12 protein-coding genes and 1 pseudogene are annotated in these 14,543 nt (G+C 35.8%); 4 read left to right on the top strand and 9 right to left on the bottom strand.

Going from position 1 to position 14,543, the window contains the following annotated elements:
* The first annotated feature begins 17 nt into the window (after window positions 1–17).
* The gene (locus RZ78_RS02290) at window positions 18–563 is read left to right on the top strand and encodes an NADPH-dependent FMN reductase (protein WP_054607999.1); all 546 of its coding nucleotides are present in this window, start codon (window positions 18–20) and stop codon (window positions 561–563) included.
* 18 nt (window positions 564–581) lie between these two features.
* Here RZ78_RS02290 and RZ78_RS02285 read toward each other — a convergent pair whose 3' ends face one another.
* Window positions 582–908: a hypothetical protein gene (locus RZ78_RS02285; protein ID WP_054607998.1), complete on the bottom strand. Its 327-nt coding sequence runs from the start codon at window positions 906–908 to the stop codon at window positions 582–584.
* A gap of 176 nt (window positions 909–1,084) precedes the next feature.
* On the opposite strand from RZ78_RS02285, the gene RZ78_RS02280 reads away from it, so the two are divergent.
* A complete protein-coding gene (locus tag RZ78_RS02280; RefSeq protein ID WP_054607997.1) occupies window positions 1,085–1,591 on the top strand; it encodes an HdeD family acid-resistance protein in 507 nt (168 codons plus the stop codon).
* Window positions 1,592–1,643: 52 nt separating this feature from the next.
* Here RZ78_RS02280 and RZ78_RS02275 read toward each other — a convergent pair whose 3' ends face one another.
* Both RZ78_RS02275 and RZ78_RS02270 read right to left on the bottom strand, forming a co-directional pair.
* Entirely contained in the window at window positions 1,644–2,513 is an 870-nt protein-coding gene (locus tag RZ78_RS02275) for a GRP family sugar transporter (protein ID WP_054607996.1), read from the bottom strand.
* A 237-nt stretch (window positions 2,514–2,750) separates the two neighbouring features.
* Window positions 2,751–3,641, bottom strand: a complete 891-nt coding sequence (locus tag RZ78_RS02270; RefSeq protein ID WP_053791587.1) for a magnesium transporter CorA family protein — start codon at window positions 3,639–3,641, stop codon at window positions 2,751–2,753.
* A 174-nt stretch (window positions 3,642–3,815) separates the two neighbouring features.
* On the opposite strand from RZ78_RS02270, the gene RZ78_RS02265 reads away from it, so the two are divergent.
* On the top strand, window positions 3,816–5,147 hold the full coding sequence (locus RZ78_RS02265) for an MFS transporter (protein ID WP_237756976.1): 1,332 nt from the start codon (window positions 3,816–3,818) through the stop codon (window positions 5,145–5,147).
* A gap of 48 nt (window positions 5,148–5,195) precedes the next feature.
* Here the strand turns inward: RZ78_RS02265 and RZ78_RS02260 are convergent, their stop codons facing one another.
* Both RZ78_RS02260 and RZ78_RS02255 read right to left on the bottom strand, forming a co-directional pair.
* Window positions 5,196–5,981: a glucose-1-dehydrogenase gene (locus RZ78_RS02260; protein ID WP_054607994.1), complete on the bottom strand. Its 786-nt coding sequence runs from the start codon at window positions 5,979–5,981 to the stop codon at window positions 5,196–5,198.
* 74 nt (window positions 5,982–6,055) lie between these two features.
* Entirely contained in the window at window positions 6,056–7,156 is a 1,101-nt protein-coding gene (locus RZ78_RS02255) for an SLC13 family permease (protein ID WP_054607993.1), read from the bottom strand.
* 162 nt (window positions 7,157–7,318) lie between these two features.
* Between RZ78_RS02255 and RZ78_RS02250 the strand changes: the two genes are divergently transcribed.
* Window positions 7,319–9,355: a KUP/HAK/KT family potassium transporter gene (locus tag RZ78_RS02250; RefSeq protein ID WP_054607992.1), complete on the top strand. Its 2,037-nt coding sequence runs from the start codon at window positions 7,319–7,321 to the stop codon at window positions 9,353–9,355.
* Window positions 9,356–9,399: 44 nt separating this feature from the next.
* Here RZ78_RS02250 and RZ78_RS02245 read toward each other — a convergent pair whose 3' ends face one another.
* The 4 genes and pseudogenes from RZ78_RS02245 to RZ78_RS02225 all read right to left on the bottom strand — a co-directional run bounded on the left by RZ78_RS02245 (window position 9,400) and on the right by RZ78_RS02225 (window position 14,507).
* Window positions 9,400–10,587, bottom strand: a complete 1,188-nt coding sequence (locus RZ78_RS02245; protein ID WP_054607991.1) for a PLP-dependent aminotransferase family protein — start codon at window positions 10,585–10,587, stop codon at window positions 9,400–9,402.
* A gap of 658 nt (window positions 10,588–11,245) precedes the next feature.
* A complete protein-coding gene (locus RZ78_RS02235; RefSeq protein ID WP_034532024.1) occupies window positions 11,246–11,554 on the bottom strand; it encodes a hypothetical protein in 309 nt (102 codons plus the stop codon).
* Between the two features lie 188 nt (window positions 11,555–11,742).
* Window positions 11,743–12,780, bottom strand: a pseudogene (locus tag RZ78_RS02230) (ABC transporter ATP-binding protein); the annotation flags it as partial.
* Window positions 12,781–12,845: 65 nt separating this feature from the next.
* A complete protein-coding gene (locus RZ78_RS02225) occupies window positions 12,846–14,507 on the bottom strand; it encodes a glucosaminidase domain-containing protein (RefSeq protein ID WP_054607989.1) in 1,662 nt (553 codons plus the stop codon).
* Between the last annotated feature and the right edge of the window lie 36 nt (window positions 14,508–14,543).

Raw genomic sequence — 14,543 nt, 5'->3', positions numbered from 1 at the left:
TTAAAGGAGATTTTACAATGAAAAAAGTTGGTATCATCATTGGTAGTAGTCGTCCAAGTAGAATCAGTCCGGAAATCGCAGATTGGTTAAACCAACAACTATCTTCAGATCAGTTTGAAACAGAAATCATTGATTTAGCCAAAGTTAACCTTCCCTTCTTAGATGAAGAAGAAGTTCCAGCCAAGCAAGAATACAAACAAGAACACAGTATTGATTGGAGTAGCAAGATCAAATCATTGGATTCGGTCGTATTATTATTCCCTCGATACAACTGGAGTTTTCCAGCCGTCTTAAAGAATGCGGTTGATTACTTGGCAGTTGAATGGAAAAACAAGATTGTGGCACTAGTGTCATACGGAAGCCACGGTGGTCTTCAAGCACAAATGTCATTTAACATGATTGCAGTTGGATTAAAGATGCAACCTACCAGCGTCAATCCACTATTAACCATTAACGGTGAAATGTTTGATGAAGACAACCACTTCAAAGACATTAACAATGCCTTCTCCTCTCAAGCATACAAGGTTGAACTACTAAAGGAAGAACTTAACCATCTTCTATAGACAAAAAAGACAAGCAGATTATTCTGCCTGTCTTTTTATTTTGCCATCAGGATTAATTTCGAAGATGCCTAAATCACCCTCGTGACCCAATTGAATCTCCTCTTTTGAAATTGCTTGGACAATAAATAACAAATCATCAACATCAAAACCACGTGGAACCATGATTAGTTGATTATCTTCTTTGGCTAAGTAATCTGATAATGCCTTTTCAGCGTCAATAAACGTTTCAACCTTGGTTGATTGATTAACTAAATTCGTGTCTGGAAAGAAGTAACCAAACTCACCTCGAAACTTAACCTTGATGAGGTTTTTATGACGTTCTAAAACTGTAATTACTCTACCCATGGTTTTCCCCTCAATCGTTTTTAATAATCATAATTATACCGATAATTCATGATTGTTTGAAATATTTTAGCTTTTCGCCACAAACGTTAAAAATTCTTTAAATTACGCGTCATAATGATTTCGACTCATTAGTTTGAATTATAATTAAGATAAGCCAACTAAAAGAGGTGAAATTCATGAATAGAATCAATGAATTTGATCCATTCTCATTTATTGTCGGTATCTTAGGTGTCATTGCTGGAATTATTTCAGTATCTAGACCTGATGTAGCATTTAGTACTGTCGTACTTATCGTTGCGGTATTCTCAATCATTAGAGGTATTTTCAAACTTACCCACATGACTGATATCTTCGACTCAAAGGGTTGGATCATTTTTAACAGTATTTTGGATATCTTAATCGGTATCTTAATGCTATTCAACGGTGCATTCGGAATGTTATACATTGCAATCTTCTTTGCAATCATGTTCATCCTGGACTCACTAACTGCATTATCACTTGCTAAATACGTTAAAAACGTCAGCCACGGTTACTACATTATGGATGTTATCTTTGCTATCCTAGGTGTAATAGTTGGTATTTTATTACTAATTTCTCCAGTAGCATCTGCTCTATCAGTTGCTTTCTTGGTTGGAATTTTCTTCTTAGTGAGCGGAATCTTAATGATCGTTCATTCAATTTAAATCCAATAAAAAAAGACCTGCCAAAAACTGGCAGGTCTTTTTTTATGCTTAATTATTCTAAGTGACCGATTAAGACTGCTGAAACCACAATCATTAGTAAACCGATAACTGTAAAGATGATTTCTTTTCTGTTTTTGTTTTCCTTTAGAATAATTAGACCACCTAAAGTTGAAACAACAACGTTCATTTGAGTTAATGGGAATGCGTTAGCAACACCGTTTAACTTCAATGAAGTTAGGTATGCTAGAGTACCTAGTCCACCTAGTAAACCAATGATTCCACTCTTGAGTGTAACCTTTGATTTTAGGTAACCAAATGCTTCTTTACCGTTCAATACGAATGTAACGATAACAGCACCTAAGAACATACCGAATGTTTGTGGTAGTAATCCAACTAATCCAGAAGCATTAGTAATTCTTGGGAATACTGAACATGCAGTGTAACCAAATGATCCGATGATTAGTAGAGGCATACCAGCCTTGTAATCAAGCTTCTTTCTAACAACTCCCTTGTCCACGTAACTGGTACAAGTAGTTCCTAGAATTAATAGTGCGATACTTAAGAAACCAATTAACTTGGCTAATGGAGAACCCCATTCACCGAAGAAGATAACCCCACAAAGTGGAATTTCAATTAATTGAAGACCAGTTGAGATAGGCATTGCAGTAGAAACGTTCATCTTAGTGAATGAGCTGAATTGCATGTATTGAGCAACGGCCCATGCAACCCCACCTAAGAATGGCCATAGGAATTCTTGGAATGAAATCGCAGGTCTAGTAAATAGGTAGATAATAATACCAATTGCTAATTGACCATATCCAGTTCCTAACACTTGTTCAACAGGTTTACCACCAAACTTAGTAGCGATTAGTGGTCCTACCCCCCATAGAAGAGCGGGTAATATTCCGATTAAGATATCCATCTTAACACTTCCTTTTATACTCTGATTATAATTATAATATCTATTTTCATTTTAATGAAGTAAGTCGAAAGTGACTACTCCACCATTTAACATTTTTCATTATACATTTATCCTAATGCATAGTAAAGCGCTTACATAAAAAATTACCATTTTTACTTTCTCTTAATATTTCAAGCCGTTTTATAACTTCGACCAAATAAAAAGCCAACTATGAAATGCATAATTAGCTCGTTACTTTTATAAATCGTGATGTTTCTTTAGGTAGTAAATCATCCAGTAGATAATAACTACGGTGATAACTAGTGTGAAGAACCATGACCAACTACTGTTAGCGAATGGTAAGACGTTAACGTTCATCCCATAGAATCCACTAATAATTGGTGGAATTGCTAGGATTAATGACCAAACAGTCAACACCTTCATAACATCGTTTAGGTTGTTATTAATGATGTTACTGTATGTATCTTCAATTTGACTAACAATTTCGTCTAGCACGTCGAACATGTACTTACTTTCCTCGTATTCAACGGCGACGTCATCGATGTGTTGATCTTGACGTTGGTTAAATGAAATTGGAATTTCAAAGTTATCACTAGACTTTTGTAGTTGATTGATTGACATGATATTGGCAGCGGTAGCTGTCTTTAGGTATACCAAGTCATTCTTTAGAATCGCAATTTCGTTTAGATGACGATTGTTAACACTATTCTTACTACGCTTGTTTTGTAGATTTTCAACAGATTCATTGATTTGATCTAGCTTGTTCATGTATGGCTTGTTGATTCTTTGTAGCATGTTAAACACCATATCAAACTTGTTACATCTAGTTTCTTGTTTGATACGGTATCTTGAATCACTCTTGGTGATAATTAAGTCATTTGTAAATGCAATGACAACCGGTGAAGTTTGTACGTTTTCATCTTGTCCACTGATTAGCGCGCGCATAATCATGACGGAGTACTTCTTAACCGGGTCATATTCAAAACGTGAATGTTCATGGGCATCTAACATATACCCTTTTAAGATATTTGGTAGTTTGTAGTCATCGATGGTTTCAACAACTTCCTTGGTGTTGGCATCGACCATTTCAACCCATGTTGAATCAGTTAGTTGATGAATTTTAATCAATTAAATTGCCCCCTTTTATTTCGCACGTCAATATATTTTTATTATTCCAGTATCACTTTCATCAGTCAAACCATAACATTAATCTTAAAAAAAATTTATGATATACTTTTTTAAGTATAAATATAGGAAAGGAACTGATTTATTATCAGCAATTATATTAAAGTCGCACTATTGATGGCTTCAAGTCTATTCATGCAATTTCTAGATGCGACAATCGTAACAACTGCTTTACCGTACATCGGAAGAAGTCTTAATGTTCCTACTTCTTCTCTTTCACTAACGGTAAGTATCTACTTTATTACTATGGCTATCTTCATCCCATTAAGTGGATGGATTGCTAAACGAATTGGTAAGAAAAACGCCTGGTTATTGGCAACCTTACTATTCGTCTTAAGTTCATTAGGTGATGCCGTTGCACCTACATTCTCATTCCTATTAGCGAGTCGTTTTATCCAAGGTTTTGCCGGATCACTAATGACTCCTACCGCTCGTTTAATCATGTTGGAAAAGACACCTTCAAACCAACTACTTAGAATGGCTAACTACCTAGTATGGCCTGCACTAATTGCTCCGGCAATTGCCCCTATCATTGGTGGGTTCTTTGTTAAGTATCTTACTTGGCAATGGATTTTCTTAATTAACGTACCAATCGGACTATTAGCAATTATTATCGGTATTAAATTAGTTGAAAAAGATACTCAAAAGAGCCGTACCAAGTTTGACTTCTTAGGATTCATCGAAATCGCTATCTCATCTGGTTTCATCCTAATCGGTGCTGAAATCGCCACTTACGGTAGAGAATACTGGCCTACAGCTGGGATTTTAGTATTAATCGGTCTATTAATGATTCTAGTAGTCGGCCATCATTTATCACATGTGGATAACCCACTATTTGATATCAAGGCATTGAAGGTCAGCTCATTTAGAATCTATCAAACCGGTGGAACCTTCCTATGGTTATCCGTTGGTGCCCTTCCTTACCTATTAACAGTGTACTTACAAACTGTTTTCCACTGGTCAGCATTGGTTGCCGGATATTATGTCATCTTCGTATTCATTGGAAACATTGGTATCAAGCCATTTACAAACGTAATTATTAGACATATTAAGTACAAAGCTTCATTATTAATAGCATTATTTACTGTTGGAATCAGTACCGCTGCACTGGCATGGATTCAACCCACTACGATTGGTTTCATCATTGCTGGTCTAGCCTTTATTTCAGGTTGTGGTCGTTCATTAGCACTTACCTGCTATAACGCCGTTACATTCTCTGAAATTCCAATGAATGAAAGAAACTCAGCCAATACATTAAGTTCAGTATTGCAAACTATGGCACAAGGTTTGGGAGTTTCTTTGATCACCGTTGTTGTATCAGCACTATCAAGTTTTGTCAGTGTTAATACCGCATACGAATATGGATTTATCTTCTTAGGAATCCTAATGCTATACCCAATCATCGAAGTATTTATTCAACCTCGTGATTTCGGTAGCAAGGCATTATAAAAATAAAAAAGATGGTATCGAATTGATACCATCTTTTTTGGTGGAATTTTATCCACGACCATCTTTAAATTCTGGGTATAGTTTCATACCACCATCAACATAAATGGTTTCACCAGTTACGTATGATGACTCTGTAGAAGCTAACCATGCAGCGGCAGCAGCCACTTCTTCTGGTTTACCAATACGATTCATTGGAACTAATTCAGCTGTTTGTGCGTATAATTCTGGATCTGCGAACTTCTTAGCATTGATTGGTGTGTTAATTGCACCAGGCGCAATTCCGTTCACACGAATGCCTTGTTCAGCGTATTCCTTCGCAACTGTTTCAGTGAATAGTTTGCTTCCACCCTTTGATGCAGCATAATCTGCAAAGTGTGGCCATGAAATCAATTGGTGAACTGAAGACATGTTGATAATGTTTCCTTCACGTTTGTGATCCAAGAAGTAATTCAATGCTGCCTTGGTACCTAAGAATGTACCTGTTAAGTTAACATCAATTACTCGTTTCCAATCTTCAAGCGCTAGCTTGTGAGTTGGAGTTTCCTTTTCCATTCCAGCGTTGTTGATAAATAGGTCCATATCACCAAATTGTTCAACAGCTGTCTTAACTAACTTGTTTACGTCTTCTTCTTTTGAAACGTCAGCTTGGACGGCAACTGCGTCTCCCCCGTTTTCACGAATTTGGTCAACGGCTTCTTGTGCCCCATTTTGATCTGAATGATAGTTGAACACTAACTTCATGTGTTCTTGTGCCAAACGAAGCGCAATGGCTTTTCCAATTCCCTTTGAGGCACCAGTAACTACCGCTACCTTTCCATTTAAATCTGTGTACATTAAAATCATTCCTTTCCAAAAGAATTCATTATTTTAATTATGACACAAATTCCACAAAATGAAATTTTCTGACATTAAATTAAGATAATCTTTAACAATGACAACACTAACAATAATATTAAGTTGATGAAAGTAAATTCCTTCAAAAATTTGCCACTCGCATGTGATGCATTCAGTGATACTTGTTTGTATGCCAATAAATTGGCCAATGAGGCAACCAAAGTCCCAAGTCCACCAATCGACACTCCATAATAGATGGATTTAAAATCAGCAGAAAATTTGGACAACAACACGGCCGAAGGAACATTACTGATGAACTGACTGGTGATAATCGATGTTATATAGGTATGAATGCCATCTTGTGTGAACTGATGAATCAATGAAACGACAAGATCAATGCGGCTTAGCATCCCCACAATCAAGAAAAAGAAGACAAACAACAATAATAGTGAGTAATCCACATCGGCGATGCTTCTAGGAGAAAATATTTCAACTACTACTAGAGTAATCAATGTATCAATCCAAATTGATAACAATGAAAACTGGGCTAGTAAGACTAATACAAACAATCCGGCAATCATTAATAAATGAATCTTATTGATTTTAATGTCTTCAGTTGGTGTTTCTTGTAGTGGTTTGTTTTCACTAAACAAGACTAATACCAGTATCGAAATCATCCCCATTACCAACAGTATCAATGAATTGGCAAAGAAAGACTGAATTGAAATATGGTAAAACTCAACTAAGAACACATTCTGTGGATTCCCAATCGGTGTAAACGCACTTCCTAAGTTGGCCGCAATCGTAATTAACACCGTCGGATACACTATCGATAGCTTTAACTGTTTAGCAATCAAAATATATAATGGTACTAGTGTAATGATTGCAACGTCATTGGTCACAAACATGGATAATACAAAGGATGTGATTGTAATATAAGCAGTTATTTGGCGTGTTGTTTGGACATGGTTTATAATCGAGTTACTTATGTAAGCTAAAATCTTTGCTCGTTTAACTAACGAGATGATTAACATTAGGTTAAACAAAATCATGATGGTGTCTAAATCAATGTCTTTGATGTTCATTGGTTTGAATATTAATAGGATTAAAAAGATTGCAGCTACAATCTTTAAGACCGTATCTGAAATAATATTTTTGAAAATTGTTCGTATCAATTTTTTGCACACCGTCCTAGTAATAATATTGATGTTACTAACCTATAATTTAACATTTAAAGAAATGTTTTTCAGATTTTTCTTTAAACTAGCTTAAATAAGTGGTAAATTGTACTTTATCAATGTGTGAATTTTACATAATTACTTTTGGAGGATTTAGTCATGAAAGCTAAATTTGATAAGATTTCCATTATGGGAATGCTAATCACCTTAGGAATTGTCTATGGTGATATCGGTACTTCACCTCTATATGTAATGAATTCAATTATTGGTAATGCTGGTAAGATGTCCAACATCAAACCATTCTACATAATTGGATCAATTTCATTAATCATATGGACATTAATGGTGATTACAACAATTAAATACGTATTGATTACGATGCGTGCTGATAACAACGGTGAAGGTGGTATTTTCGCCCTCTTCGCTTTAGTTAGAAGAAAAGCAAAATGGCTAGTTTGGCCTGCTTTAATCGGTGGTGCCGCATTGTTAGCCGACGGTACTTTGACCCCTGCGGTTTCCGTAACGTCCGCTCTTGAAGGTTTGAAAGGCCAACACTTTGGTCCGATTTCATTTAGTAATTCACAACAAAACGTCTTAATCATTACTTCATGTGTACTTTTGGTTTTGTTCTTAATCCAAAGATTTGGAACTGGAATCATTGGTAACTCATTTGGACCTGTAATGTTTATCTGGTTTACCTTCCTAGCAGTAATGGGAATTGTGAACCTACTAAAATACCCTGCTATCCTAGGTGCCTTTAACCCAGTATATGCGATTGAAATTCTATTCAGTCCCGTTAACAAAGCTGGTATTTTTATTCTAGGTAGTATCTTCTTGGCAACTACCGGTGCTGAAGCATTGTATTCAGACATGGGTCACGTTGGTAAGAAGAACATCTACGGTACTTGGCCATTCGTTTACTTTGCCCTAATCATGAACTACTTAGGACAAGGTGCTTGGGTTATCAACAATGCTCATAACCCTCAATTTGCTAACTTAAGTAACTTAAACCCATTCTATGAAATGCTTCCTGATTCACTTCGTGGATTTGCGATTGTAATTGCAGCTTTAGCCGCAATCATCGCTTCTCAAGCATTGATTACTGGATCATTTACTTTAGTTGATGAAGCAATTGGTCTTAAGTTCTTACCTCGAATGATTGTTAGACATCCAAGTAACGTTCGTAGCCAAATTTACATTTCAACTGTTAACTGGTTCCTATGTATCGTTACCTTCATCGTTGTTTGGTCATTCGGTAGTTCAGAAAGAATGGAATCTGCATATGGTTTAGCAATTACAATTACTATGCTTATGACTACTGTTCTTCTATTCGAATACCTATCAGGTAAGATGAGAAGACTATGGGCTTTCTTCATCGCTGCATTCTTCGCAGTTATCGAATTTACATTCTTCATTGCAAGTATTATTAAGTTCGTTCATGGTGGTTTCGTTACTCTAATCATCATGGGTGCTATCCTAATCGTCATGATTCTATGGTACTTCGGTAACAAGCGTCGTGACCATTACGAAAAGGAAAGCGAATACGTTTCACTTACTCACTACAAAGATCAACTATCTGCTTTGAGTGAAGACGAATCAATTCCGCTATACACTTCTAACTTGGTATACATGACTAAGATTAAGAACGACTACCAAATCAAGCGTAGTACAATGTATTCAATCTTAGACAAGGAACCAAAGCGAGCTAAGGTATACTGGTTCGTTACTGTTAATGAAACAAGTAATCCTTATGAAAGTAACTACACTGTTGACTTGTTGGATACTAAGAACGTTGTTGACGTTCAACTATACCTTGGATTTAGAAAGCAACAAAGTGTAAGTATCTACCTACACCAAATTGTTAACTACCTAATCAAGCAAGGTGTTATCGATCCACAAAAGCAAAAGTATACTTCAAATGGTAAACCTGGTAACGTTGGAGACTTCAAGTTCGTTATCATCAACGAACGTCCTTCTGACTTAGCGTTGAACTCAGAAATCAATGCCTTTGACAGACAATTAATCTCTGGACGTATCTTCCTACAAAACATCACTGCTTCCCCTATCTCATGGTATGGTTTGGAATTCAGTAATGTTATCGAAGAATCTTCTCCACTATTTATTACCATGCAACATGATCAATATTTAGTACAAAGAAAGATTTACCACTCAATTCATACAAGACATAACATATAAAATAAAAAGGACTTACCAAATTGGTAAGTCCTTTTTTTGTGTGCTTAATTCATCATTTCATCAATGGCTGCGGCCATACGGCGAACACCTTCATGAATTTGATCTGCTTTCATGTTGGAGAAGTTCATTCTAAATGTTCCTGGGATTACTTCATCAGGATAGAATGGTTCCCCTGGTACAAAGGCAACATTATGCTTAACACAGTTGTTAAATAAGTCCATGGTATTAACGTTTCCGGGTACTTCTACCCAGATAAACATTCCACCTTCTGGATTACTATGCTTAACGCCTGCTGGGAATTGTTCATCAATTTCCTTTAACATAAGAGATGCACGTTCGTAGTAAACATCTGAAATAGCCTTAATATGTTTGTCTAAGTCGTTGTCTTCCATGTATTGAGCAACGATAAATTGTGATAAGTTATCTGAATGTAAGTCAGCAGATTGCTTCATAACAACGAACATATCGATAAATTTCTTATCAGCCACAATCCATCCTAATCTCATCCCTGGGGCTAAGATCTTTGAGAATGTGTTCATGTACACCACTGTTCCATTCTTATCAAAGTGTTTAACTGGTGGTACAGCAACACCTGAGTATCTGATTTCACCATATGGGTCATCTTCTAGAATGGTTACACCATGTGCTTCTGCTAATTCAACCATTTTAGCACGACGTTCAGCAGTCATGGTACGACCGGTTGGGTTTTGGAAGTTAGGAATTGTGTAGATGAACTTAGTATCTGGATATTCACTTAATTTTTCATCTAAGGCATCCATCTTCATACCTTCTTCATCCATATCAACACCCACAACCTTGGCTCCATAACTTCTAAATACGTCTAACGCACAAAGATATGTTGGTTTTTCAACTAAGATAACGTCACCTTTATCAACCATCATCTTAGCAACTAAGTCGATTGATTGTTCTGAACCAGTGGTAATACAAACATTATCCACAGTGGTTGTTACTTCTTTGTTGGTTTGCATTCGCTCAACGATTAATTCTCGTAAATGCGGGTTACCGATTGCAGCGGTATATTGTAATGCTTCAGCACCGTGTTTTTCAAAAACCTTATCGGCTGCTTCGTGCATTTCCTTTACCGGGAATAATTCGGGTGCAGGTAGCCCACCAGCAAATGAAATGATTTCTGGATCACCAGCTACCTTTAAAATTTCTCCCACCACATCATTATCTACATTCGGTACACGACTTGAAAACTTGAAATCCATACAAAATCACTCCATTCTTAATAAAAAAGTTAACGCCTTTTTTTGCGTTAACAATAATATAGTACTGTGAGATTAAAATTTCAATAGTTTTCTAATCATTTTCTAATAATAATATAAATTATCTAGTAAAAACGACGTAAATACAGAATAGAAGGATAATTATTTCGATTATCAGTAAAATAATGCGATATAAGGCCCTTTCTCCTTTTTTATGGGTAAATATGTATGTTGTGTACATAAGCACCATTAGAACGCTAATAATTCCAGCTAGGATAAATCCAACAACATACATTACATTTGATCCACTGATTCCACTAATAATAAAAATGAGTGGAAAGATGTATAATGCGATATTTAATAATATTTCCTTAATAATTGTTTTCATGAATAATACTCTCCCGTTGTTAATATACCTAATCCTATCGTCGATAAGTGATATCGAATTGGTTTAATAATAACACGACAAATGTCGTACTTTTTTAATTTTTTTCAAATTTTTTATTGTCATACTAAATATCATCATTTATAATAAATAGTACATATTCAAGTCATCCCACTAAATGTTGCTCGTTATTTAGCTATTATTTTTTCGCAGCATTAGAAGTGGACACATATTATAAAAGGAAGTCATCAACCTACCGATGACTTCCTTTTTTTGTTATCCAACGTGATTTTCTTTTAGAATCATGGCCACTTCTTTTTCCATTTCTGGTGTCTTGGTCCATTCTTCAAAATGATCCATGCTTTCATCAGGCATTTCAAAATTTTCATTAATGTAGTTTTCGTAATTAATAACGTGTTCTGAATGCGGAATGTTTAGTTGCAGGATTCGAACTTCCTTAATAAAGCCTCGTTCTGCAGCTAGTTCAGCTCTCCCGTTTTGAACCATGTTACTAATTTCCATGTACTTGGTACCATCTAATCTAGTAATTTGTTCAATTAAATCCAATGTTTCATGACTCTTCATTTCTTTAGCCATCTTAATTTAATCTCCCCTCGCAAAAAAAATCCGTTCAAAGAAAACGGATTTTTTGATTATTTAATAGTTGCCTTTACTGATGATGTCTTCTTTTCAGTAGCGGTCTTTTTATGATGTTTCTTTGTAGTCTTCTTGTTATCTTTAGCAACACCCTTAGGTAATACTAACTTCTTAGTTGGTTTTACGATTGATGCTGGGTGTTCAATGATGTGGCTTAGTGGATGTCCTGAAACGTTAACTAAGCAGAAGAATAAAGTAGCGATAGTTACTAACCAAGTAAATAGAACTGATGTCTTAGGCATCTTTTCACTAATTACTGAGCCGTAGAAACGCTTCTTAACCTTAGCGGCAACATGCTTATCGTCTGGATGTTGTGCTTGTTCTTCTTCAGTAACTTGTCTTTGGTATTCATCGATATCAAAGTCTTTTTGAATTTGTTTTTGTTCTGCTTCAAATTTAGCCTTATCTTTCTTAGATAGCTTCTTGAACCATTCAATAAACTCACGGTACTTAGTAGTTACTTCTTGAGTTTCACCAATCATTCTTAGCTTACCGTAGTTAATCCAAGCAACACGGTCACATAAGAATTCAATTTGTTTTAGTGAGTGAGAAACGAAGATAATAGTCTTACCTTGTTCTTTAAAGTCAGCAATCTTGTCCACACACTTTTGGTAGAAAGTATCATCCCCCACAGATAATGCTTCATCAATGATCAAGATGTCAGGGTTAATGTGTACGGCGATTGAGAATCCTAGACGTGATTTCATACCTGATGAGTAACTCTTAACCGGTTGGTCCACAAAGTCACCAATATCAGCAAATGAAACGATGTCGTCCATTAATGCATCGATTTCTTCGTTAGTTAAACCTTGCATCAATGACTTCAATCTAATATTTTCTCTACCAGTTAGGTTCTTTCTTAGACCTGCACTAATAGCAACGATTGAAGTGTCACCCTTTACATCAACATAACCAGTTGTTTGAGGAATAATTCCAGAAATAATGTTAGAAATAGTTGATTTACCTGAACCGTTAACACCAATTAAACCAAGTGCTTCACCTGGTTTAACTTCAAAAGATACTCCCATTAGTGACCAGAAATGAGGAACATCAGTCTTAATGGAGAAAAATGATTTTAATTTATCAGCTTGTGTTTTGAACAAATCGTACTCTTTAGTTACGTTTTGAACCTTAATCTTATAATCTTCAGTCATTCTTAATACTTCCTATATTTTATTTCGATTTAATCATTATAAAACTAACTACCAATTATATCAAATTAATAAAAAAGTAGTGATTTGGCAGAAATCCAATAATTCTTATGATTTAAAACGATACGATACCAAGTAGTGTTGTACTCAGTTCTAATTCCCTTTAAATTAACGCCAACCTTGTAATCCTTTGGTACCTTTACTTGTGACCAAGCGGTCTTTTGAATGTGCTTATAGGTACCAGGAATATGGTTGTATAGAGCAAACTTACCGTAGTTATTCAAATATGCATGTCCTGATGCTTTTGCATAAACTGATGACTTAGTGGTTGTCTTCTTTTTTGCAACCTTCTTAGCCTTCTTTTTAGTAACTTTCTTCTTTTCGGCCTTGGTGTAAGTAACACCTGTCTTGTTTATCCAAACATCTCCTAGGTTGGAAACATTGATACGGTACCAAGTGTTTTCCTTACCGTGATAAGTGTAGGTAGCAATTTGGTTTACGTTAAATGTTTGATCCTTATAACTATTGGATGAACCTAGTGATTTAGCTAATGTTTGAGAATTGAAAGCATTGCTGTATAGTCCACGGTTTGCGTGACTTAGTTTTGCCTTACCATTGTAATCTTTAACGTGAATGGTTGGAAAATCAATGGCCTTAGCACTTACCCAATAACTCTTGGCGTGCTTGCTAGTCTTGATTCGATACCAAGTAGTACTTGCACCCTTGTAGGTACGCACAGCTAAACAATCGACGTATACGTTACTTCCTGCTTTTAGATGACTAGGCCAATTGCCGGTCTCATTATTATCAGTAGTATCTTTAACGTGAGTGTATAAGTTGTAATTTGCAAACTTAGATGATAATTGGAAAGTTTCTAGCGGATTACCATATGTATAAGTAGCAGTCGCTAGTGTCTTCTCAGGCTTTGTAGTTGTGGGTTGAGTGTTAGTAGTATTATTTGTGTTTGTCGTATTACTACTACTATTTGTGTTTATGTTTGTCGTGTTGCTACTACTATTTGTATTTGGCGTGCTTGGAGTACTTGGCGTACTTGTATTGTTATTGGTATTAGTAGTAGTTGATGTTGTATTACCGTCTAAGGCAGTTAGGTTATAAGTATTAATGATATTAGTTAACTTAGTAGCATAACTTGGATCGGTTGCATAACCATCTTTTTGGATGTTGGTTGCTGCTTCGAATCCGTCCTTAGATTGTGACTTAAATACGTTGGCATAACGTGAATTAACAGTTAGAAAAGTGGCGTAGCCTTGAAGACTGTCTATCACACTGTTATAGCTCTTAAAGTATGCGTCAGTGCTATATGCTTGTCCCTTGGAATTGTATTCCGAAGTCTTTAGCTTAACACCGGTACCATCAAATGATTTAATACCAAACAAGTTGTTAGCAATTTGCGTTAAGTAACTAGTTCCATAACCACTTTCTAGTGCTGCTTGAGCAACCATTGTTGAAGCATATAGATTATTGCTTTTTGCAATAGATTGAGCAATTGGTGAAATTGTTGAAATAAAGTTGTCAGCAGTTAACTGTGATCCCAAAATATTATTGGTTGAAGCATTAGTAACGTTTGTGGTAACAGTAGCTGCAGTGGCAGTATTATTTGCACCATTGTCTAAATCATCCGCATGTGAAACATAAACATGTCCTGCTGAAATAACGGCACTGGCACTCAGGACATACAGCAATGATTTGACGATCGGTTTTCTTCTCATAATTATTCTCTCTCCATTAAAAATCTTTTTATTCTC

This window comes from Apilactobacillus kunkeei (assembly GCF_001308195.1).
Taxonomy (GTDB): domain Bacteria; phylum Bacillota; class Bacilli; order Lactobacillales; family Lactobacillaceae; genus Apilactobacillus; species Apilactobacillus kunkeei_C.
The sequence above is the reverse complement of the archived record's forward strand: the minus strand, read 5'-3'. Positions and strand labels throughout refer to the sequence as shown.

Excerpts from the sequence above, each read along its gene's own strand:
- RZ78_RS02290 (WP_054607999.1), top strand. The coding sequence starts at position 18 with ATGAAAAAAGTTGGTATCATCATTGGTAGTAGTCGTCCAAGTAGAATC.
- RZ78_RS02260 (WP_054607994.1), bottom strand. The coding sequence starts at position 5,981 with ATGTACACAGATTTAAATGGAAAGGTAGCGGTAGTTACTGGTGCCTCA.
- RZ78_RS02265 (WP_237756976.1), top strand. The coding sequence starts at position 3,816 with ATGGCTTCAAGTCTATTCATGCAATTTCTAGATGCGACAATCGTAACA.
- RZ78_RS02250 (WP_054607992.1), top strand. The coding sequence starts at position 7,319 with ATGAAAGCTAAATTTGATAAGATTTCCATTATGGGAATGCTAATCACC.
- RZ78_RS02285 (WP_054607998.1), bottom strand. The coding sequence starts at position 908 with ATGGGTAGAGTAATTACAGTTTTAGAACGTCATAAAAACCTCATCAAG.
- RZ78_RS02280 (WP_054607997.1), top strand. The coding sequence starts at position 1,085 with ATGAATAGAATCAATGAATTTGATCCATTCTCATTTATTGTCGGTATC.
- RZ78_RS02275 (WP_054607996.1), bottom strand. The coding sequence starts at position 2,513 with ATGGATATCTTAATCGGAATATTACCCGCTCTTCTATGGGGGGTAGGA.
- RZ78_RS02245 (WP_054607991.1), bottom strand. The coding sequence starts at position 10,587 with ATGGATTTCAAGTTTTCAAGTCGTGTACCGAATGTAGATAATGATGTG.
- RZ78_RS02225 (WP_054607989.1), bottom strand. The coding sequence starts at position 14,507 with ATGAGAAGAAAACCGATCGTCAAATCATTGCTGTATGTCCTGAGTGCC.
- RZ78_RS02235 (WP_034532024.1), bottom strand. The coding sequence starts at position 11,554 with ATGAAGAGTCATGAAACATTGGATTTAATTGAACAAATTACTAGATTA.